The 19,970-nt window shown below is 72.9% G+C and carries 16 protein-coding genes; 3 read left to right on the top strand and 13 right to left on the bottom strand.

Annotation, left to right across the window (positions count from 1 at the left end; all coding sequences use genetic code 11):
- Positions 1-163 precede the first annotated feature (163 nt).
- Positions 164-667 (top strand): MarR family winged helix-turn-helix transcriptional regulator, encoded by a 504-nt coding sequence (locus AC1C2W_RS01570; RefSeq protein ID WP_495388119.1) that lies wholly within the window; start codon positions 164-166, stop codon positions 665-667.
- A 52-nt stretch (positions 668-719) separates the two neighbouring features.
- Complete coding sequence (locus tag AC1C2W_RS01565; protein ID WP_495412176.1) at positions 720-1,964, top strand: MFS transporter; 1,245 nt, start codon at positions 720-722, stop codon at positions 1,962-1,964.
- 13 nt (positions 1,965-1,977) lie between these two features.
- On the opposite strand, the gene AC1C2W_RS01560 is transcribed toward AC1C2W_RS01565, so the two are convergent.
- The 7 genes from AC1C2W_RS01560 to AC1C2W_RS01530 all read right to left on the bottom strand — a co-directional run bounded on the left by AC1C2W_RS01560 (position 1,978) and on the right by AC1C2W_RS01530 (position 9,569).
- Positions 1,978-2,775: a serine hydrolase gene (locus AC1C2W_RS01560; protein WP_495412175.1), complete on the bottom strand. Its 798-nt coding sequence runs from the start codon at positions 2,773-2,775 to the stop codon at positions 1,978-1,980.
- Positions 2,775-3,590, bottom strand: coding sequence for a type 1 glutamine amidotransferase (locus AC1C2W_RS01555; protein ID WP_495412174.1), 816 nt, complete (start codon positions 3,588-3,590; stop codon positions 2,775-2,777). The genes AC1C2W_RS01560 and AC1C2W_RS01555 overlap by 1 nt, the downstream gene beginning before the upstream one ends.
- 2 nt (positions 3,591-3,592) lie before the next feature.
- The gene (locus AC1C2W_RS01550) at positions 3,593-4,861 is read right to left on the bottom strand and encodes an ABC transporter ATP-binding protein (protein ID WP_495412173.1); all 1,269 of its coding nucleotides are present in this window, start codon (positions 4,859-4,861) and stop codon (positions 3,593-3,595) included.
- Positions 4,854-5,870 (bottom strand): ABC transporter ATP-binding protein, encoded by a 1,017-nt coding sequence (locus AC1C2W_RS01545; protein WP_495388123.1) that lies wholly within the window; start codon positions 5,868-5,870, stop codon positions 4,854-4,856. Before AC1C2W_RS01545 ends, AC1C2W_RS01550 begins: the two co-directional genes overlap by 8 nt.
- Before the next feature lie 17 nt (positions 5,871-5,887).
- Positions 5,888-6,820: an ABC transporter permease gene (locus tag AC1C2W_RS01540; RefSeq protein ID WP_495412172.1), complete on the bottom strand. Its 933-nt coding sequence runs from the start codon at positions 6,818-6,820 to the stop codon at positions 5,888-5,890.
- Entirely contained in the window at positions 6,813-7,817 is a 1,005-nt protein-coding gene (locus AC1C2W_RS01535; RefSeq protein ID WP_495388125.1) for an ABC transporter permease, read from the bottom strand. Before AC1C2W_RS01535 ends, AC1C2W_RS01540 begins: the two co-directional genes overlap by 8 nt.
- A gap of 90 nt (positions 7,818-7,907) precedes the next feature.
- Positions 7,908-9,569, bottom strand: coding sequence for a peptide ABC transporter substrate-binding protein (locus tag AC1C2W_RS01530; RefSeq protein ID WP_495412171.1), 1,662 nt, complete (start codon positions 9,567-9,569; stop codon positions 7,908-7,910).
- 628 nt (positions 9,570-10,197) lie between these two features.
- On the opposite strand from AC1C2W_RS01530, the gene AC1C2W_RS01525 reads away from it, so the two are divergent.
- Positions 10,198-10,878, top strand: a complete 681-nt coding sequence (locus tag AC1C2W_RS01525; RefSeq protein ID WP_495412170.1) for a putative endonuclease domain-containing protein — start codon at positions 10,198-10,200, stop codon at positions 10,876-10,878.
- A 68-nt stretch (positions 10,879-10,946) separates the two neighbouring features.
- Here AC1C2W_RS01525 and AC1C2W_RS01520 read toward each other — a convergent pair whose 3' ends face one another.
- The 6 genes from AC1C2W_RS01520 to AC1C2W_RS01495 all read right to left on the bottom strand — a co-directional run bounded on the left by AC1C2W_RS01520 (position 10,947) and on the right by AC1C2W_RS01495 (position 19,949).
- Entirely contained in the window at positions 10,947-11,540 is a 594-nt protein-coding gene (locus AC1C2W_RS01520) for a hypothetical protein (RefSeq protein WP_495412169.1), read from the bottom strand.
- 214 nt (positions 11,541-11,754) lie between these two features.
- On the bottom strand, positions 11,755-13,119 hold the full coding sequence (gene lat / locus AC1C2W_RS01515; RefSeq protein WP_495412168.1) for an L-lysine 6-transaminase: 1,365 nt from the start codon (positions 13,117-13,119) through the stop codon (positions 11,755-11,757).
- A gap of 57 nt (positions 13,120-13,176) precedes the next feature.
- Positions 13,177-13,647 carry an Lrp/AsnC family transcriptional regulator gene (locus AC1C2W_RS01510; protein WP_495388130.1) on the bottom strand — a complete coding sequence of 157 codons (471 nt, stop codon included), beginning with the start codon at positions 13,645-13,647 and terminating at the stop codon, positions 13,177-13,179.
- Positions 13,644-15,599 carry an ABC-F family ATP-binding cassette domain-containing protein gene (locus AC1C2W_RS01505; protein ID WP_495412167.1) on the bottom strand — a complete coding sequence of 652 codons (1,956 nt, stop codon included), beginning with the start codon at positions 15,597-15,599 and terminating at the stop codon, positions 13,644-13,646. Before AC1C2W_RS01505 ends, AC1C2W_RS01510 begins: the two co-directional genes overlap by 4 nt.
- A gap of 13 nt (positions 15,600-15,612) precedes the next feature.
- Positions 15,613-16,803 (bottom strand): glycoside hydrolase family 76 protein, encoded by a 1,191-nt coding sequence (locus tag AC1C2W_RS01500; RefSeq protein WP_495412166.1) that lies wholly within the window; start codon positions 16,801-16,803, stop codon positions 15,613-15,615.
- 80 nt (positions 16,804-16,883) lie between these two features.
- Positions 16,884-19,949 (bottom strand): alpha-mannosidase, encoded by a 3,066-nt coding sequence (locus tag AC1C2W_RS01495; RefSeq protein ID WP_495388133.1) that lies wholly within the window; start codon positions 19,947-19,949, stop codon positions 16,884-16,886.
- Between the last annotated feature and the right edge of the window lie 21 nt (positions 19,950-19,970).

Raw genomic sequence — 19,970 nt, 5'->3', positions numbered from 1 at the left:
GTACGGGAGGTCTCGTCGCGAGGCTGGTCGGGCCTGGCGGGAGCCGCGAGGAACGAGCGGCGGATGGCGCGCCTCGCGACGAGACCTCCCGTACCACCTCGCCGCAACCCAAGTGTCGCGTCAAGATTCTTGACGTCGAGAGACCGGCGGTAGTCTCGTCCCCATGGATGTCGAGGCGCGTTCCGACGAGGTCGACCGGATCGTCGACGCGTGGCACCGCGAGCGCCCGGACCTGGACGTCGAACCCCTGACGGTGTTCTCCCGGGTGAGCCGGCTGGCGCGCCACCTGGACCGGGCACGTCGGGGCGCGTTCGCGCGGCACGACCTGGAGACGTGGGAGTTCGACGTCCTGTCCGCGCTGCGTCGCGCCGGCGATCCGTACCGCCTGTCCCCCGGCGTGCTGGTCGCCCAGACGCTCGTCACCAGCGGCACGATGACCAACCGCATCGACCGGCTCGAGGAGCGCGGCCTGGTGGAGCGGCACCGAGCGCCGGAGGACCGGCGCGGGGTGCTGGTACAGCTGACGGCCTCGGGCCGCCAGCGGGTGGACGCGGCCATGAGCGACCTGCTCGACGTCGAGGCGCGCGTGCTGGACGCGCTCCCCGCCGCGGTGCGACCGCAGCTCGCCGACCTCCTGCGCACCGTGGTCGGCCAGTTCGACGAGTGACGACCGGATGACCGACCTATCGACGACCGAGTGATCATCGAGTGATCATCGAGTGACTCAGTACCCCTCCCCGTCCGGCGCCCGGGACGACGGCGCCCGCACGGGCCTGCTGCTGGCCGCACTGCTGCTGGTGGCGCTCAACCTCCGGGCCCCCATCACGTCCCTGCCGCCGGTGGTGGACGAGGTCGCGGCGGGGCTGGGCCTGACCCCCACGGGGGCCGGGCTGCTCACGTCCGTGCCGGTGCTGTGCTTCGCGCTGTGCACGCCGCTGGCCTCGGTGCTGGTGGCGCGGATGGGCCCGGAGCTCGCGCTGGGCGCCGCACTGGCCGGCATCCTCGCCGGCACGGTGGTGCGCTCGGCGGGCTCGGTGCCGGCGGCCCTGGCCGGCACCGCCGTGGTCGGCATCGCCATCACCATCGGCAACGTGGCGGTGCCGGTGGTCATCACCCGGGACTTCCGGCGCCGGGCCGCGGCCGTGACCGGCGCGTACAGCGCGATGATGAACCTGGGGTCCACGTTCACCACGATGCTCACGGTGCCGCTCGCGACGGCGTTCGGCTGGCAGTGGGCGTTGGCCGGGTGGGGCGTGCTCGCGGTGTTCGCGCTGGTCGCGTGGGTCCCGGCGGGCCGTCGGCTCGCGGCCCACGGGCGCGCGGCGACAGGGGACGGGGTGCGGGCGGCGCGCCCGGCGTCCGCCCGCGCGGAGCTTGCGGCCCTCGACCCTGCCGCCCGGGCGGTGGTGCGGCGCCTCGTCGTCCTGCTGTCGGTCGCGTTCGCGGGCCAGGCCAGCGGCTACTACGCGGTGACGGCGTGGCTGCCGGAGATGCTGCACGACCGCCTCGGCATGACCGCCGTCGGCGCCGGCGGCGCGGCGGCGCCGTTCCAGCTCTGCGCGGTGCTGGGCTCGTTCATCGTGCCGGCCGGCATCGCCCGGGGACTGTCGGCACGCACCGTGGCCATGCTGCTGTCGGCGCTGTGGATCTCCCTGCCGCTGGGGCTGCTCCTCGCGCCCGACCTGTGGCTCCTCTGGGTGTGCCTCGCCGGGGCCGCGCAGGGCGGCAACTTCACCGCGATCTTCACGCTGGTGGCGCAGCGCAGCCCGGGAGTCGCGGTGGCACGGCGGGCGTCGGCGGTCGTGCAGACGGCGGGCTACGGGTGCGCGGCTCTCGCGCCGACGACGATGGGCGCGGTGCACGAGGCGACGGGCGGCTGGACGGCGCCGCTGGCCGTCGTCGCCGCGCTCCTCGGCGTCATGGCCTCGGCGATGTGGCTGGCGTCGGCCCGGCAGCGCAGCTGAACCGCCGACCCGCTCAGCGCGCGCTCGTGAGGGTGAGCGCGAGCTCGCCCAGCGCCTTCAGCGTCTCCTCCGCCTGCACCTCGTCGTAGCCGCGGGTGCAGACCGCGACGACCAGTGCGTCGGGACCGGGTTCGCCGATGTACGCGACATCGTGCCGGATGCCGTCCACCCAGCCCGACTTGGACCCGTACGGCGCGCCTTCGGGCGCGGCGGCGGTGAGCTGCCGGTCGGTCTGGCGGGCGAGCAGGTCGAGCATCCAGGCGGTGCGCTCGGGCCCCGCGAGGCGCCCGGTGACGACGGCGGACATCAGCGCGGCGAGGTCGGCCGCCGTGACGCGGTGGCTGTCGCCGCGGTCCTCGGCGGCCAGGTCGCTGTACTTGCGGCCGACGACGCTCCCGGTGGCTCCTGCGTCGGCCAGTACGCGGTTGGAGGCGTCCAGACCCACCAGGTCGATCACCATGTTCGTGGCCTCGTTGGAGGAGACGACCACCATCCGCTCGACCACGAGCCCCACCGGCATGAAGGTGCCGGGGGCGGGCATGCCGGGGTCGAGGTCGTCGGGCTCGATGCGATAGTCGGGCGCGCCCGGCACCTGCGAGCGGAACGTGTCGGTGCTGGCCACCTCCTGCTCGAGCGTCATGGCACCGGAGTCCAGCGCCCGGGCCGCCGCCGCCAGCACCGCGAGCTTGACCGTCGACGCGGCGTAGAACGAGGCGTCCGCGGACCGCTCCGCGAGCACCTCCCCGCCCGCCCACCGCACCTGGTAGGCGACGACGGGCACGCCGTCCGAGTGCGTCCCGGTGGCCGGCATCAGCGCCCACCCCCCACGCCGTGGGCGCGCGACTGGCCCTCGACACGCCGATCGGCGGGGCCACCTGCGCGCTCACAGCGATGGACGACGGCGGCGAAGGCGGCGGACAGCGCGCGGGCCTGCCGCTCGTTGACGGGCGCTTCCTCGAGCGCGGCCGCCAGCAGCTCGTCGCGGTCGAAGCCGAGGCCGGCCAGCTCGTGCGCGTCCCAGGTGCCGATGCGCTCGGGCGCCGCCTCGGGGTGGAACTGCAGCCCCCAGGCGACGTCTCCCACCCGGAACGCCTGGACGCCACACGCGTCGCTCGTGGCGAGGTGGACGGCCGCCGGCGGCAGGCCGGTGATCGAGTCCACGTGGCTCTCGACCATGCGCACCACCCCGTCGTCGGCCAGCGGTCCGACGGGACCGAGCAGCGGGTCGTCGGCCGCATCGTCCAGCAGTCGCACGGGGCACAGGCCCTTCTCGGTCTCCCCCGAGCGCCCGGTGACCGTGCCGCCCGTGACGTGCGCCAGCACCTGGCCGCCGAGGCAGATGCCGAGCACCGGTACGCCCACGTCCAGCGCCTCGGCCACGAGCGCACGCTCGTGCGGCAGCCAGGGGGCGTGCTCGTCCTCGTCGGGCAGCAGCCCGCCGCCCAGCAGCACGAGGCCATCTACAGAGGCGCCGTCACCGGCGAGCGCGGGGACCTGCTCGGCGAGGTCGGCCCCCTGGACGACGACGGCGGCGGCGCCGTCCTCCTCCAGCCAGCCGGGCATGCGCCCCGGCCCGCTGCGGGGGGAGTTCTGGACGAGGACGACGGTCGGTCGGGGGTCGGGCACGGTCAGCGCTCCCTGCTCTCGAGGACGGTGCTGTCGGGGACGGTGCTGTCGGAGACGGTCTCGGGCACGGGATCGGTCTGGGCGTGGTGGACGACGGCGCGGGCGGTGTCGGGGTCGAGGGTCGCCTCGGGGTCGACGTCGGGCGCACCGCCCAGCGCCGCCGCCTCGCGGGCGAAGTGGCAGGCGGTGGCGTGCGGCACGAACGCGTCGTCGCGTCGGCCGAGCGGCACCAGCACCGGGTCCTCGGTGCGGCACCGCTCGGGCACGGCGTCCGGCCCGTCGCCGGACACGCCCTGCTGCGCGGCGAGCTGCCGGGCGAGCCAGCAGCGCGTGTGGAACCGGCAGCCGGACGGCGGATCGGCGGGCGACGGCGGGTCGCCCTCCAGCAGCAGCGCGCCCTCGGCGGGTCGGGCCGTCGGATCCGGCACCGGCACCGCGGAGAGCAGGGCTCGGGTGTACGGGTGGTGCGCGTCGTCGTACACCGCGGGCCCGTCGCCCTCCTCGACGACGCGGCCGAGGTACATGACGGCCACCTCGTCGGCGATGTGCTGCACGACGGCCAGGTCGTGCGCGATGAACAGGTACGCCAGGCCGAGCTCGTCCTGCAGGTCCTCCAGCAGGTTGATGACCTGCCCCTGCACGGAGACGTCCAGAGCGGAGACCGGCTCGTCGCACACCAGCACGCGCGGCTTGACCGCGAGCGCCCGGGCGATGCCGATGCGCTGGCGCTGGCCGCCGGAGAACTGGTGCGGGTAGCGGTGGGTGTGATCAGGGTCGAGGCCCACCAGCTCGAGGAGGTCCGCGACGGCCTTGCGCCGCCCGCCGGCGGGGACGGCGTCGGGGTGGATGCGGAACGGCTCGGCAACGATCTCGCCCACCGACATCCGCGGGTTGAGCGACGTGTACGGGTCCTGGAAGACCATCTGGACCGACCGGCGCAGCTCGCGGCGGGCGGCCCGCGACATCGTCGACACGTCCTCGCCGTCCACCAGCACCTGGCCGCGGGTGGGCTTCTCGATCCCCACGAGCACGCGCGCCAGCGTGGACTTGCCGGACCCGGACTCCCCCACCAGGCCCAGCGTGCGCCCGCGCCGCAGCGCGAGCGAGACCCCGTCCACGGCCTGCACGTGGCCCGTCGTGCGCTTGATCACGACGCCGCTGCGCACCGGGTACGACTTCGCGAGGTCGCGCACCTCGAGCACGACGTCGGAGGAGGTGTCGGGCGGGACGTCGGACGAGGTGTCCGTCGTGTGATCGGGCCGGTCAGGCACGGACGCCTCCCAGGAGCTCGGCGGCGAAGTGACAGGCCGACGACCGCCCGGGGGCGACGTCGTCGAGCGGCGGCACGTCGGTGCGGCAGACGTCCTGCGCCATGTCGCACCGGGGGTGGAAGGGGCAGCCCGAGGGCACGCGGCCCGGCACGGGCGGGCGGCCCGGCACCACGGGCAGCCGGCCGCCGGCGGTGCGGTCGTCCGGCGCGTCGACCCGCGGCACCGAGCGCAGCAGCGCCCGGGTGTACGGGTGTGCGGGGGCGGCGTACAGGTCGCGCACGGGTGCATGCTCCACGGCCCGCCCTGCGTACATCACCGTCACGTCGTCGGCGACGCCGGCCACCACGCCCAGGTCGTGCGTGATGAGCACCAGCCCCATCTGCCGCTCCGCCTGGATCTCGGCGAGGAGGCGCAGCACCTGCGCCTGCACCGTGACGTCCAGCGCCGTCGTCGGCTCGTCCGCGATGAGCACGTCCGGGTCGAGGGCGAGCGCGGACGCGATCATCACGCGCTGCCGCATGCCGCCGGAGAACTGGTGGGGGTACTCGTCGACCCGCTGACGGGCATTCGGCACCTTCACGAGGTCGAGCAGCTCGACCGCCCGCTTCCGCGCCTCGCGTCGGGACACCCCGGAGCGCGCCCGCAGCGACTCGGAGAGCTGGTAGCCCACCGTGTGCACCGGGTTGAGCGCGGCCAGCGCGTCCTGGAACACCATCGCGACGTGCGTGCCGCAGTGCGCGCGGTGCTTCGTGGGCGACAGCCCGAGCAGGTCCGTGCCGCGGTAGCGCGCGGCCCCCCGCACGACGCGCGCCGTCGGCGGCAGCAGGCCCATCACCGCGAGCGAGCTCACGGACTTGCCGCACCCCGACTCGCCCACCAGGGCCAGCGTGCGCCCCGCCTCCACCCGGTAGCTGAGCCCGTCGACCGCGCGCACGGCGCCGTCGTCGGACCGGAACTCGACGGCCAGGTCCTCCACCTCGAGCAGCGTGGCGCCGAGATCGGGTTTCATGTCGTTCACCTGCCCCCTCACCGGAGCCTCGGGTCGAGGGCGTCGCGCAGGGCGTCGCCGAGGACGACGAGCGCCAGGACCGTGAGGATCAGGCACCCGAGCGGGTACAGCAGCAGGTACGCATACCCGCCTGTCACCCAGTCCGCACCGTTCGTGATCATGATCCCCCAGCTGATCGCGGGCGGGCGGACCCCGATGCCGAGGAACGCGAGCACCGCCTCCGCGCTGATCACGCCCGCGATCGCCGTGGGCACGAGCGCCGTCACCGGGCCGATCGCGTTGGGCAGCACGTGCCGCACCATCACCCGCAGGTCCGACGCACCCAGCGCGCGGGCGGCGGTCACGTAGTCGAGGTTCTTCGCCTCCAGCACGCTCGCCCGCACGTATCTGGCATACCCCATCCAGCCGAACATGGTGAGCACCACCGCCGGCAGCAGGATGACGTCGAACGTGCCGCCCCCCACGCTCACGTTGCGGAACAGCGACAGCAGCAGCAGCGCGGCGAGCAGCAGCGGGATGACGAGGAACACCTCGATCGTCCGGGACACGAGCGTGTCCACCCAGCCCAGGTAGTACCCGGCGAGCAGGCCGAGCACCACGCCGATGATCAGCGACACGCCCACGACCACGAACGCCAGCAGCAGCGACGGACGGGCCCCGTGGACCAGCTGCGCCAGCAGGTCGCACCCGTGCACGTCGGTGCCGAGCGGGTGGGTGGCGCCGACGCCCTGCGGCCGGATCTTCGAGTCCCCGATGACGCAGCGCTGCGGGTTCGTGCTGGTGAACAGCGTCGGGAACGCCGCCATCACGGCGAAGAAGACGACGACGATCGCGGAGACGATCACGTCCGGCCGGCGGCGGAGCTGGCGCCAGGCGTCCCCACCGAGCGACGCCGACGCGTCCACGCCCGGCGCCTCCGGGGTGGCGATGGCGGCGGAAGGCTCAGGCATATCGGATCCTCGGGTCGAGGGCGGCATAGGCGATGTCGACCACCAGCATCACGGCCACCGTCACCGCCGCAAGGATCGTGACCACGCCGAGGACGAGCGCCACGTCCGCGGCGCGGACCGCCTCCCACAGCACCCCGCCCATGCCGTAGATGTTCATCATCCCCTCGGTGATGACGGCGCCCGCGAGCGCCTCGGTGAAGGTCAGTCCGATCGCCGTCACGACCGGCACCGCCGAGTTGCGCACCACGTGGTGCAGCACCACGTGCCGCTCGTTCAGCCCGCGTGAGCGTGCCGTGCGGACGTGGTCGCCCGCGTACGACTCGAGCTGGCTCGCGCGCACCAGCCGGATGAACGCCGCCGACCCCGCCAGGCCCAGCAGGATCCCGGGCACCAGCAACGTCGCCCACGGATGGTCGTCGTCGAACGACGGCCGGAACCACAGCGCGGGCAGGCTGCTCGCCCCGAACGTCTCCTTGGCCCAGCCGTTCAGAGGCACCGAGAACACGTACCGGTACACCAACAGGAGCACGAAGATCGGGAACGCGTCGATCAGCACCGACGTCAGCCGGATGCCGTGGTCCCCGGACCGGCCGCGCCAGCGCGCCGCCATCGTGCCCAGGCCCATGCCGAGCACGAACCACACGATCGTCACGATGAGGAACAGCTTGAGGGTGTTCGGCGCCGCCGTCGCGACGATGTCCGTCACCTCCCGCCCGCGCAGGTTGGTGCCGAAGTCACCCTGCGCGTACTGGCCCAACCGCTCGACGAACGGGCCGAGGCACGGGTTGCCCGGCTGGTCGTAACAGGGGTCGTCGAGGCCGTAGCGCGCCTCCACCGCGGCGAGCTGCGACTTCGTCGGGATGTGGTCGCCGAAGAACGCGAGGGCGGGGTTGCCGTTGAGCTGGATCGCGAACGTCGTGAGCAGGTGCAGCACGAACATCACGAGCAGCAGGGTGGCCGCGCCCAGGAAGACACGGCGCAAGATGTAGCGGGCCATTCACAGTCTTTCTGGTGGTGCGGGGAGGGAACGCCGGTGGAGCTTGTCGAAACCGATGCGACGTGGTTTCGACAAGCTCAACCGGCGGTGTCACATGCCGCTGCTGACCTCGAGGAGGCGCAGCTTGGGCTCGCCGCTGAACGGGTCGAGCACGACGTTCGAGACGTTCTCGCTGTAGTAGTACGTGTTCTGCGCCACCACCACGGGCACCGTCGGGAAGTCGGCGGCCAGGATCTTCTCGGCCTCCTGGTACTGGGCGACCGCCTCGTCGAGAGTCGCGGCTTCGTCGCCGGCCTTGATCGCCGCCTCGAAGTCCTCGCTGAAATACCCGAACTCCGTGTTGCCGTTCTTCGCGTCCCCGCTGGCGTAAACCGGGGCCAGGTAGTTCTCGTTCAGCGGGTAGTCCGGGAACCAGTTGGAGCGGAACGGGCCGGAGAAGTCACGCGCCGAGCGGCGGGCGAAGTAGTCCGGCGTCGCGTCCAGCTCGTACGGGATGCCGAGCGTCTCCTGGATGGAGTCGCCGACCGCCTTGAACAGCTCCTGCTCGGTCGCGTCCTGGCCGAGGTGGATGGTCATCGTCTCGCCCTCGGGCCAGCCCCCGGCCTGCTCCAGCGCCGCCTTGGCCGCGTCCGGGTCGAACTCGCAGAACTCGCACGTACCGCCCGTGCCGCCCGGCACGACGTCGGGCACCACCCAGCTGTCGGCGGGCACGCGCTGACCGGGCAGCAGGGCGTCGATGATGCCCTGCCGGTCGATGGCCATCGAGACCGCCTTGCGGAACTCGACGTCCTGCCACGGACCGTCCTTGTACAGCGGGAAGGCGAGGTACGTGAGCGCGGCGCCCGGGCCCTCGACGTAGCGCTCCTGCAGGTCGGGGTCGTTGGCCGCGGCCGCCTGCTCGGCGGGCGGCGGGACGGCGAAGTCGAGGTTGCCGGCCTGGAAGTCCGGCCAGTTGTCCTCGCCCGTGTACTCGGTCCACTCGATGGCGCCGTACTCCGGCGTCTCCTCCAGCGTGTAGTCCTCCCAACGCTGGGCCGTGAGGTTCACGCCCTGGTCCCACTTCTCGACCTGGAACGGACCGTTGCCGATGGGCTGCACCGCGCACGCCTCGATGTCGTCGAGGCACTCCTGCGCGATCGGGAAGAACCCGGTGTAGCCGAGCATCGTGGAGAAGGCGGCGAACGGCCCGGTGAGAGTGACCTCGAGCGTCTGCGGGTCCACGACCTTCAGGCCCGAGAGCTCTTTCGCGGCGGGCTCCTCGACGACGTTCCCGTCGTCGTCCGTCTCGCCCTGCATCTCCTCGTAGCCGGCGATGCGCTCGAAGAAGTAGTTGTTCGCCATCGCGTTCGGTCCGTACGCGGCGTAGTTCCAGGCCCGCGCGAACGCGTCGGCGTCGACCGGCTCGCCGTTCTGGAACGTCAGGTCCGGCTTGATCTTGATGGTCCAGACCGTGTTGTCGTCGCTCTCGACGCTCTCGGCGACGTAGTTGTACGGCTCGGTGGTCTCCGGGTCGTACCGGACCAGGCCGTCGTACACGACGTCGAGCACGGAGATGTTGTCCCCGACGTTCGAGTCCATCGGCAGCAGCGTCTCGACGTCCTGCGCGAGCCCGAGGTGCAGCGTCGCGTCCGAGTCGCTGCCACCGCCGCCGTCCCCGCCGTCACCGTCGTCGTTCCCGCCACCACCGGAACAGCTTGCCAGCGTCAGCGCCACCGCTGTCGCCGCGGCCGCCATTGCGGCCCTTCGCCCCATCGTCACCGGCTTCTCCCCACGTCGTGGTCGCTCAAGGCCCCATTGCCATGCTGTCGTTCACGTCGTCGTGCACGTCGTCGCCGTCCGCACCCGCGAACCCACGGCAACACTGCCGTGGAACATATCGCCATCTTGAGCTGTCGTGGTGAAAATCACTGTTAAGGATGCGTAACGATCCCCGTGTGTCGCACCCCCGGCACGTCGGCAGCCCGCCGAGCGTTCGGCAGTTCCAGGACGGTGCGGCAGTTCGAACTGCCGCACCGTCTCGAAACTGCCGCGGCGAGCCTGCCCCCGGACGGCCGTCATCCACAGGTCCGCTTCCCCGGCGCCGCGCCCTCACGGCAGGCTCGCACTCTGACTGGATGACCGACGACCGCCAGATCCTTATCGCGCGCGAGCACGACCCGGTGATGCTCCGACGCACGGCCGGCACACCGGTGAGATCGAGCGGCTACGGCGCGGCGCCTACCGCAGCAGCGGCGACGGCGGCCCACAGGGTGCTCGCGCCCGCGCCCGGGACTGTGTCGGCGCCGTACACCGCCAGCTGCAGGCGGATCACGCGTTCAGCCACGAGAGCGCGGCGCTGCTGCACGGCGTCCCGCTCTGGGAGCCTCCGACGAAGACGCACGTGCTGCAGCGGTCCGGCGGCAGCACGCGGTCGGCGCGTGACATCGTGAGGCATCGCGGGCTGCCCGAGCGCTGGGTCGAGGTCGGCGGGCTGCCCGTCACCGACCTCACCCGGACCGTGGTCGACTGCATCACCACCCTGCACCCGCTCGACGGTCTCGTCGTCGCCGACTGGGCGCTTGAGCACGGTCTCGACCGTGCTGCCGCCGTCGCGGTGCTCCGCCAGCGGGGTCGGTGCAACGGCTCGGCTCGAGGTCGTCTCGTCCTCGAGCTCGCCGACGGCGGCGCCGATCCGCCGTGGGAGTCCTGGCTGCGGTACGTCGCGCTCCGGGCCGGGCTGCCCCGACCGCGGACGCAGTTCGAGGTCGGCACACACGCCGGGCGATTCTTCGTCGACCTCGCCTGGCCGGAGCACCGCGTGCTCGCGGAGTTCGACGGGCGGGTCAAGTACCGCGACGGCGCGTTCGGCCCAAGGTACGACGCCGAAGAGGCGCTGTTCGAGGAGAAGGTGCGCGAGGACGCGATCACCGAGCGCCTCGGCGTCCGGCCGCTGCGGTTCGTCGCACGCGACGCACAGGATCCCGACGACGTCACACGGCGCCTGCTCGCGCGGTTCCCACCCGAGGTGCGGCGCGCGGCGCGGCTCGTTCCGCTCCTCCCGTCGCCGCGCCGACGGTTCTGAGCGATGCGGCAGTTCGGGGACGGTGCGGCAGTTCGAACTGCCGCACCGTCCTGGAACTGCCGCACCGTTCAGTCGCGGCGGCGCAGGACCTCTTCGGCAAGGCCGAGGGCGGCGGAGGTCACGCCGTCGAGCACCTGCTGGGTCCGCGCTGGGTCGCCTACAACCTCGAGGGCATGGTCGGCCCCCACCACCTCGACGACGCGTGCCCCGGACGCCGCCGCGAGGGCGGGGTCCCACAGCTCGTCCGCCGTGCCCCCGGCGAGCAGCGCCGGGACGCCTGACTCCCCCAGCCCGGCCGCAGCGGCACGCACGTCCGGAGCCATGTCCGAGGTCAGCAGCGGCGTCAGCCACGCGCCAGGCAGCCCCAGCTCCACGGCGAGGGGCAGCGCCAGCGTGCCGAGCGACTTGGCCAGCACCAGGTGCGCCGCCGAGGGCGCGGCGTTGAGCCCCTCGCGCAGCACCGCGCCGTACACGGCGCGCGCCTCGTCGAAGTCCCGGCAGACGCCGTCCCACACGACCGTCCGCACCGACCACCCGGCGTCGCGCAGCGCAGCAGCCGGCCGCGCCAGCACCGGCCCCTCCGCGGTATACCCGCTGCCGGGCAGCACGGTCACGATCCGTGCAGGATCACCAGAGACGTTCTCGATGCGGTAGTCGGTCACGGCCCCACCTTGCCACCACCCGAAAGACGAAAGAAGGCAGGTCCGGGGATCGCGCGCACGGTAGTAGAAGTCCCGAAGCGGAGGGCGCCCTGGCGCCCGTGAACGCTACCGTGCGCGCGATCCCCGGACCTGCCGTCAACGGTGCGCCGGGTTTCGACAGGCTCAACCAGCGCCGGGTTTCGACAGGCTCAACCAGCGCCGGGTTTCGACAGGCTCAACCAGCGACGCGCGACACCACCCGATCGAGGGCGTCGACAGCAGAGTCGAGCACGGACTCCTCGACGGTGAGCGCCGGTCGGAACCGCACGGACCGCTCCCCGCACCCGAGGATGAGGAAGCCCTCGTCGTGCAGGCCGGCGACGACGGCGTCGCGCACGGCGCGCGACGGCAGCGACACCGCGCACATGAGCCCGCGCCCGCGGGGGTCGGTGACGACGCCTGGGTGCGCGGCCGCGAGCTCCTCGAGCCGCGCGAGCAGGCCGGCGCCGACGCTCGCGGCGCGCTCGATCAGGCCCTCGGCCTGGATCACGTCGAGGATGCGGCGCGAGCGCACCATGTCGGCGAGGTTGCCGCCCCAGGTGGAGTTGATGCGCGAGGTCACGTAGAAGACGTTGTCGCCGACCTCGTCCACGCGCCCGCCGGCCATGACGCCGCACACCTGGGCCTTCTTGCCGAACGCGACGACGTCGGGCTGCACGCCGAGCTGCTGGTAGGCCCAGGCGGTGCCGGTCATGCCGACGCCGGTCTGCACCTCGTCGAGGATGAACAGCGCGTCGTGCTGGTGGCACAGGGCCTGCATGGCCTGGAGGAACTCGGGGCGCAGGTGGTGGTCGCCGCCCTCGCCCTGGATCGGCTCGGCGATGAAGCACGCGATGTCGTGTGGGTGCGCCTCGAACGCCGCCCGGGCCTCGGCGAGCGCTGCCGCCTCGAGCGCCTCGACGTCGCGCGGCGTGCCGTCGGCGTCGTGCCCCGGGTAGGGCGAGCTGATGCGCGGCCAGTCGAACTTGGGGAACCGGGCGACCTTGCCGGGCTCGGTGTTGGTGAGCGACATCGTGTAGCCCGACCGCCCGTGGAACGCGTGCTGCAGGTGCAGCACCCGGGTCCCGAGCTCGGGCGAGCGACCGTGGCTCTCGTTGTGCCGCGACTTCCAGTCGAACGCGACCTTGAGTGCGTTCTCGACGGCGAGCGCGCCGCCGTCGACGAAGAACAGGTGCGGCAGGGCCGGGTCGCCGAGCACGTGGGCGAACGTGGCGACGAAGCTGGCCAGCTCGACGGTGTAGACGTCGGAGTTGGACGGCTTGTTGATCGCGGCGCGGGTCAGCTCCTCGCGGAACACCGGGTCGCGGAACAGGGCCGGGTGGTTCATGCCCAGGGGGTTGGAGGCGAAGAACGTGAACAGGTCGGTCCACTCCCGCCCGTCGCGGGCGTCGACGAGGGTCGAGCCGTGCGAGCGCTCGAGGTCGAGCACGAGGTCGAAACCGTCGACGAGCATGTGCTCGCGCAGGGACTCGAGGACGGCCGTGGCCTCGATCGAGCCGCCGACGCTGGAGGCTGGGCGCTGAGAAATTGTCTCGGTCATACTCCGACCGTAGGGGAGATTCTCCGGCCTAACCAGATGTTCGCAGGAGATCCTTCGTCAGGCGGTGACCGGACGCCCCTCGAAGTAGGTGCGGAGCACGATGGTGGACCGCGTGGAGACGCTCGCCTCGCGGCGGATCACGCCGAGCAGGTCCTCGAGCGCGGATGGCGACGGCACCCGCACGAGCAGCAGGTAGTTCGCGTTGCCGGCCACCGACCAGCACGCCTCGATGCCGGGCACGTCGCGCAGCCGTTCGGGGGCGTCGTCGGCCTGCGACTGGTCCAGCGGCGTGATCTCGACGTACGCCGCGATGGGCAGCCCCACGGCCTCGGGGTCGACGACGGCGCGGTAGCCGGTGATGACGCCGCGCGCCTCGAGCTTGCGCACCCGCGCCTGCACGGCCGACTGCGACAGCCCCGAGATCCCGGCGAGCACGGCGAGCGTGGCCCGCCCGTCCTCGCGCAGGGCCTGCACCAGCACGCGGTCGACGCCGTCCAGCACGCCGTCCACCACCCGGTCCGCCGTCATCCCGCCACCTCCGCCGCCTCGAGCCACGCCATCTCGAGCTCCTCCTTCTCGCGCGCCAGCTCCCGCAGCCGGGCGTCGAGCGCGGCGACCCCCTCGTAGTCCGTCGGGTCGGCCGCCATCTTCTCGTGCAGGGCGCGCTCCTCGTCCGAGATCCGCGACAGCCGCCGCTCGACCCGGGAGATCTCCTTCTTCGCGGCGCGCACGTCGGCAGCCGACGCCGACCCGGCCGTGGTCTCGACAGGCACGACCGACGGCGGGTTCGACACGCCCGACCCGACCCGCACAGGACGGCGCCGACGCAGCTCCAGGTACTGCTCGACTCCCCCCGGCAGGTCCCGCAGCGCGCCGTCGCCGAGCAACGCCCACTGCCGGTCGCACACCCGCTCCAGCAGGTACCGGTCGTGCGAGACGACGATCAGCGTGCCGGGCCACCCGTCGAGCAGGTCCTCGACGGCGGCGAGGGTGTCGGTGTCGAGGTCGTTGGTGGGCTCGTCGAGCAGCAGCACGTTGGGCTCGGAGACCAGCAGGCGCAGCAGCTGGAGGCGGCGACGCTCGCCGCCGGACAGGTCGCGCACCAGGGTGTGCGCGCGCTCGCGCGTGAAGCCGAGCCGCTCGGTGAGCTGCCCGGCGGTGAGCTCCTTGCCGTCCACGACGACGGTGCGCTTCTCGCGGTCGACGACCTGGACAGCGGTGAGGTGCGCGACGTCGTCGAGCTCGCTGACGTCCTGCGTGAGCTCGGCGACGTGCACGGTCTTGCCGCGCCGCACGCGCCCGGAGTCGGGTTCACGGCGACCGGCGAGCAGGGCCAGCAGGGTGGTCTTGCCGGAGCCGTTGACGCCGACGACGCCGTACCGGTCGCCCGGGCCGAGCCGCCAGGTGACGTGGTCGAGCAGCACGCGGCGCTCGCCCCTCTCGCCGGTCGAGCTTGTCGAGACCTTGGTTTCGACAGGCTCAACCAGCGAGGTGGTTTCGACAGGCTCAACCAGCGAGGTGGTTTCGACAGGCTCAACCAGCGAGGTGGTTTCGACGGGCTCAACCGGGGAGACAGGCACGGTGACGGTGACGTCCTCGAGGTCGAGCACGTCCTTGCCCAGACGCCGCGTGGCCATCTGGGTGAGCTCGAGGCTGTCGCGCGGCGGCGGCTCGTCGTCGATGAGCGCGGCCGCGGCGTCGAGCCGGAACTTGGGCTTGGAGGTGCGCGCGGGGGCGCCGCGCTTGAGCCACGCGAGCTCCTTGCGCAGCAGGTTGTTGCGCTTCTCGGCGGCGGTGGAGGCCTGCCGGGACCGTTCGGCGCGCGCCAGGATGTACGCCGCGTACCCGCCCTCGTACCCGTCGACGGCGCCGGTCCCGTCGCCGCGCACCTCCCAGGTGCGGGTGCACACGGCGTCGAGGAACCAGCGGTCGTGCGTGACGACGACGAGCGCGCCGGTGGCGCCGGGCCGCCCGTATCGGGCCTGGAGGTGCTCGGCCAGCCAGGCGACGCCCTCGACGTCGAGGTGGTTGGTGGGCTCGTCGAGGAGCAGCACGTCGGGGTCCTCGACGAGCAGCGCCGCGAGCGCGACGCGGCGGCGCTGCCCGCCGGAGAGGGTGGACGCCGGCTGGTCGAGGTCGAGGTCGGCCAGCAGGCCGGCGTGCACGTTGCGGATGCGCGCGTCCGATGCCCACTCGTGGGTGGCGTCGTCCCCGTGCACGAGGTCGCGGATCGTCGCGGCGTCGTCGTCCACGTCACGCTGGACGAGCATGCCGATCCGGGAGCCGCCCACGCGGGTGACGCGGCCGGCGTCGGGCGCCTGCGTGCCGGCGAGCAGGCGCAGCAGGGTGGACTTGCCGCCCCCGTTGGGCCCGACGACGCCGGTGCGATCGCCGTCGTCGAGCCCGAGGGAGACGTCACGCAGGAGGGTGCGGGTGCCGATGGTCAGGGTGATGCCGTCCGCACCGAGGAGATGTGCCACCCCCCGAGCGTAGTCAGTACAGGATGCCCGCCTTGCCGCGCGGCCAGGCGAGGGTCGCGTAGATCTGCACCATCGCGGCCTGGCCGAGCAGCTCCGTGGCCTCCCCGTCGGCCGGGAACAGCCCGGTCTCGGGGTCGCGCACGTCACGCCACTGCGAGTCCGCGTAGTCGGCCATCGCGTCCCGGTACCGGCTGCCGCCCGTCACCGACTCCAGCAGCAGGAGGTTCTTGAACCAGATGGAGTTGAAGAACATGGGCTGGTCGTCGAGCCGACCCTCGGTGACGTAGTACCGGTACGACGCGCGCGCCACCGACTGCGCCTTGCGCAGGTACTCCTTCTTCCCGGTGGCCTCGAACAGCAGGGCGTAAGTCCCCACGGGCACCCCCTGGTTGTACGACCAGTGGGTCTCGTCGATCGAGCCGTCCAGCTTGATGTTGTCCCAGTACAGCCCGTCCGGGGCGAGCAGGTACTCGTCGGTCCACGACGTCATCCGCTCGGCCCAGTGCAGGTACTCGCGCTCCCCCGTGATCATGTACAGGCGGGTGGCGAGCTGCGCACCCGGCATCGTGGAGACGGTGTTGCGGTCGGTGCTCCACTCCGCCTGGGTCCAGAAGACGCCGCCCGGCGCGGGGTGGGTGGGGTCGGTGTCCCAGCCCGAGACGACGAGGTCGAAGATCTCCTCGGCCCGGTCGAGCGCCGCGTCGTCACCGGTGTCGAGGTACTGCTGCACCTTGGCGAGCGCCACCCACTCGTTGTCGTCGTAGAAGATGTCGCCGCCGTCGCCGTAGGGCGCCCGCGGGTAGGAGTCGTACGCGGGCAGGCCCGTCGTCCCGCCGCCCGCGTTCCAGTAGCGCTCCTGCCCGACGCCGCGGTCGGCGAGGTCGTCGTCGAACTCCCGGCCGGTGCGCCCGGGGATGCCCGCGAGGTCGAGCGTCGCGATGTGCGCCTGCGAGAACGGCCACTCGAACGAGTACGCCCGGTCGTCCGCCTTGAGCGGGTAGCGCTCCAGGTACAGCGACGACCCGTCGTCGGCGTACAGGTGCTCCTGCATCGCCTCGTAGCCGGCGACCGCCCGCGCCACCTGCGTGCGCTGCGACGTACCGCCGTCGCCCCCGTGCCCGCCGCCCTGCGCGGACGCGGGCGCTGCCGCCCCCACCACGCAGGCAAGCGCCGCGACCGTGCCGACCATTCTGGTGAACTTCATCGTGCTCTCCTTCGCTCGGTGTCGAACGCTGGTTGAGCTTGTCGAATCCCGGGTTTCGACAAGCTCAACCAGCAGGGTCGTCAGCGGCGCACGCGCAGCGTGACGACCTGGAACGGCGACAGGTCGAGGAGCACGTCGTCGCCGTCACGCTCCGGCGTGCCGAGCGGGCGCTCGAGCAGGTCCGTCACCTCGACGCCGGCGTGCGCGAATGCCGGGGTGACGCGGGCGCGTGCCCGGCCGCCGCGGCTCTCGTAGAGCCGCACGACGACGTCCCCGGTGCTGTCCTCGGCGAGCTTGACCGCCTCGACCACCACGGCGTCGTTGTCGACCGTCACCAGCGGTTCCACCCCGTGGTCGCCGGTCAGCACGCGCTCGGGCAGGTTCAGCGCGTACCCGTGCCGGATGGCGTCGTCGATGCCGGCGCCGACGACGAGCTCGCAGCGCAGCACGTGCTCGCCCTGGTCGGCGTCGGGGTCCGGGAACATCGGCGCGCGCAGCAGCGACAGCCGCACGGTGGTGCCGGTCGCGCCCTGCTCGTCGGTCGCGTCGTCCGGGCGGGTGCGCGTGATGTCGTGGCCATACGTCGAGTCGTTGGCGACGGCCACGCCGAAGCCGGGCTCGCCCACGTGCACCCAGCGGTGCGCGACCGTCTCGAACCGCGCGTGGTCCCACGACGTGTTGACGTGCGTGGCCCGGTGCACGTGCCCGAACTGGATCTCGGACGTCGCCCGCTCGGCGTGCACGTCGAGCGGGAACGCGAGCTTGAGGAGCTTCTGCCGCTCGTGCCAGTCGACGCGCGTCGTGATGCGCAGCGCGCGGCCGTCCACCGGCAGCTCGAGGTCCTGCTCGACGCGCGACGACCCGACCTCGCGGAGCACCCGCAGCGCGGGGCCGGCGTCGCCATCGACGACCTCGACCTTCGCCGCGTCCACCAGGTCGGTGGTGCTGCGCCGGTAGTGCTCGTCGATGTCCCACGCCTCCCACTCGTTGGGGACGTCGCGGTGCAGCTGCAGCAGGTTCGCCTTCGCGCCCGGCAGGATCGCCTCGCGCCCGGTGGCCTTGTCGACGGCGGAGACGACGTGCCCGTTCGCGTCCACGGCCACGCGCACCAGGTCGTTCTCCAGCACCCAGCCGTCGCCCCACGGGCCGGAGCCGGGCACCGGCGTCGCCGTGCCCGCGCCGCGCGGCGCGTCGAGGGCCGCGACGCCCAGCCCGGCGACGCCGTTGCGCGCGAACGGCCCGGCGTTGACGGCGACCGGGCGGTCGCCCTCGCCGACCAGCGCGCGCAGCGACTCGGCGACGATCCCCTCGAGCTCGCGGGCCACCTCGGCGTAGTTGCGCTCCGCCTCGCGGTGCACCCAGGCGATCGACGAGCCGGGCAGGATGTCGTGGAACTGCTGCAGCAGCACGGTGCGCCACAGCTTCTGCAGCCGCTCGGCCGGGTATTCGGCCCCGGTCCGCACCGCCGCCGTCGACGCCCAGAGCTCGGCCTCGCGCAGCAGGTGCTCGCTGCGGCGGTTGCCGCGCTTGGTCCGCGCCTGCGAGGTGTAGGTGCCGCGGTGGTACTCGAGGTACATCTCCCCCGTCCACGTGGGCGGGGCGGCGTACTCGGCGCGTGCGGCGTCGAAGAACGTCTGCGAGTCGGACAGCTCCACGCGCGGCGAGCCCTCGAGGTCGTGGGTGCGGCGCGCCGCGGCCACCATCTCGCGGGTGGGGCCGCCGCCGCCGTCGCCGAAGCCGAAGGGCGCGAGCGAGGTGTTCGCGCGGCCCTTCTCGGCGTACTGCCGCTCGGCGCGGTGCAGCTCCTCGGCCGAGAGGTCCGAGTTGTAGGTGTCGATGGGCGGGAAGTGCGTGAAGACCCGGCTGCCGTCGATGCCCTCCCACCAGAAGGTGTGGTGCGGCATGGTGTTCGTGTCGTTCCACGAGATCTTCTGGGTGAGGAAGTTGTCGCTGCCCGCGAGCCGGGCGAGCTGCGGCAGCGCCGCCGTGTACCCGAAGGAGTCGGGCAGCCACACCTCCTTGGGCTCCACGCCGAGCTCCTCGATGAAGTACCGCTTGCCGGCCACGAGCTGGCGGGCCAGCGCCTCGCCGCCCGGCATGTTCGTGTCCGACTCCACCCACATGCCACCCACGGGAACGAACCGGCCCTCGCGCACCCGCTCACGGATCCGCTCGAACAGCTCCGGGTACTCCTCCTGCACCCAGGAGTACTGCTGGGCCGACGAGCAGGCGAACTTCACGTCCGGGTCCTCGTCCATCAGCGCGAGCACGTTGGAGAACGTGCGGGCGCACTTGCGCACCGTCTCGCGCGTGGGCCACAGCCAGGCGGAGTCGATGTGCGCATGCCCCACGGCGTGGATGCGGTGGGCGGACGCGGCCGCCGGGCTGGCGAGGGTCGCCGCGAGCGCCGCGCGCCCCGCCGCCGCGGTGCCGGCCACATCGTCCGGGTCGACGGCGTCGAGCATGTCCTCCAGGGCGCGCAGCACCTCGGCGGCCCGCGGGCTCGTGGCGGGCAGCACCCGCACCAGGCCCGACAGGGCGCGCACGTCCTGCAGCAGCTCCCAGGTGGTCTGGTCGACGAGCGCCAGGTGCATGGTGCGCAGCGCGTAGATCGGGTCGGGGCCGGAGGTGTCCCAGGCGCCCATGCGCGTCGGGCGGGTCCATGCCCCGCCCGGCACGTCGGGGTTGGCGGCGGCCTCGACGTAGAGGTCGACCCGCCCGTCGCCGTCGAGCGCCTGTCCGGGCGCCAGCGGCACGTGCTGGTTGCGGGGCTCGACGGCCTTGATGATGCGCCCGTCGGTGGTCCACGCGGTGCCCTCGGCCTGGAAGCCCGGGCCGGCGCCGGTGAACCCGAGGTCGACGACGAGCTCGACGCGCGTGCCGGCGGGCGCGCCGTCACCGGCCCACTCCGCGGGGACGGCCCCGGTGACGTGGAACCAGGTGGTGTCCCACGGGCGCCCCCACGGGGTGCCGATCGCGAAGGGCACGTAGGTCGCCGCGGTCGCCTCGGCGAAGGGCACCGGCTCGCCGCCGACGGTCCACGCCTCGACGTCGAGCGGGCGGGTCTCGCGGAGCACCGCGGGCTCGAGCCAGTCGTGGGTGAACCGCGCGAGGCGCGCGGTGGTGCGGGCGGTGGTGTCGTGCATGGATCAAAGCTCCTGGTGACG

It is taken from the genome of Isoptericola sp. Y581 (assembly GCF_059445475.1).
Note: the sequence above shows the minus strand (reverse complement) of the source record. Positions and strands in the feature narration are given on the sequence as shown.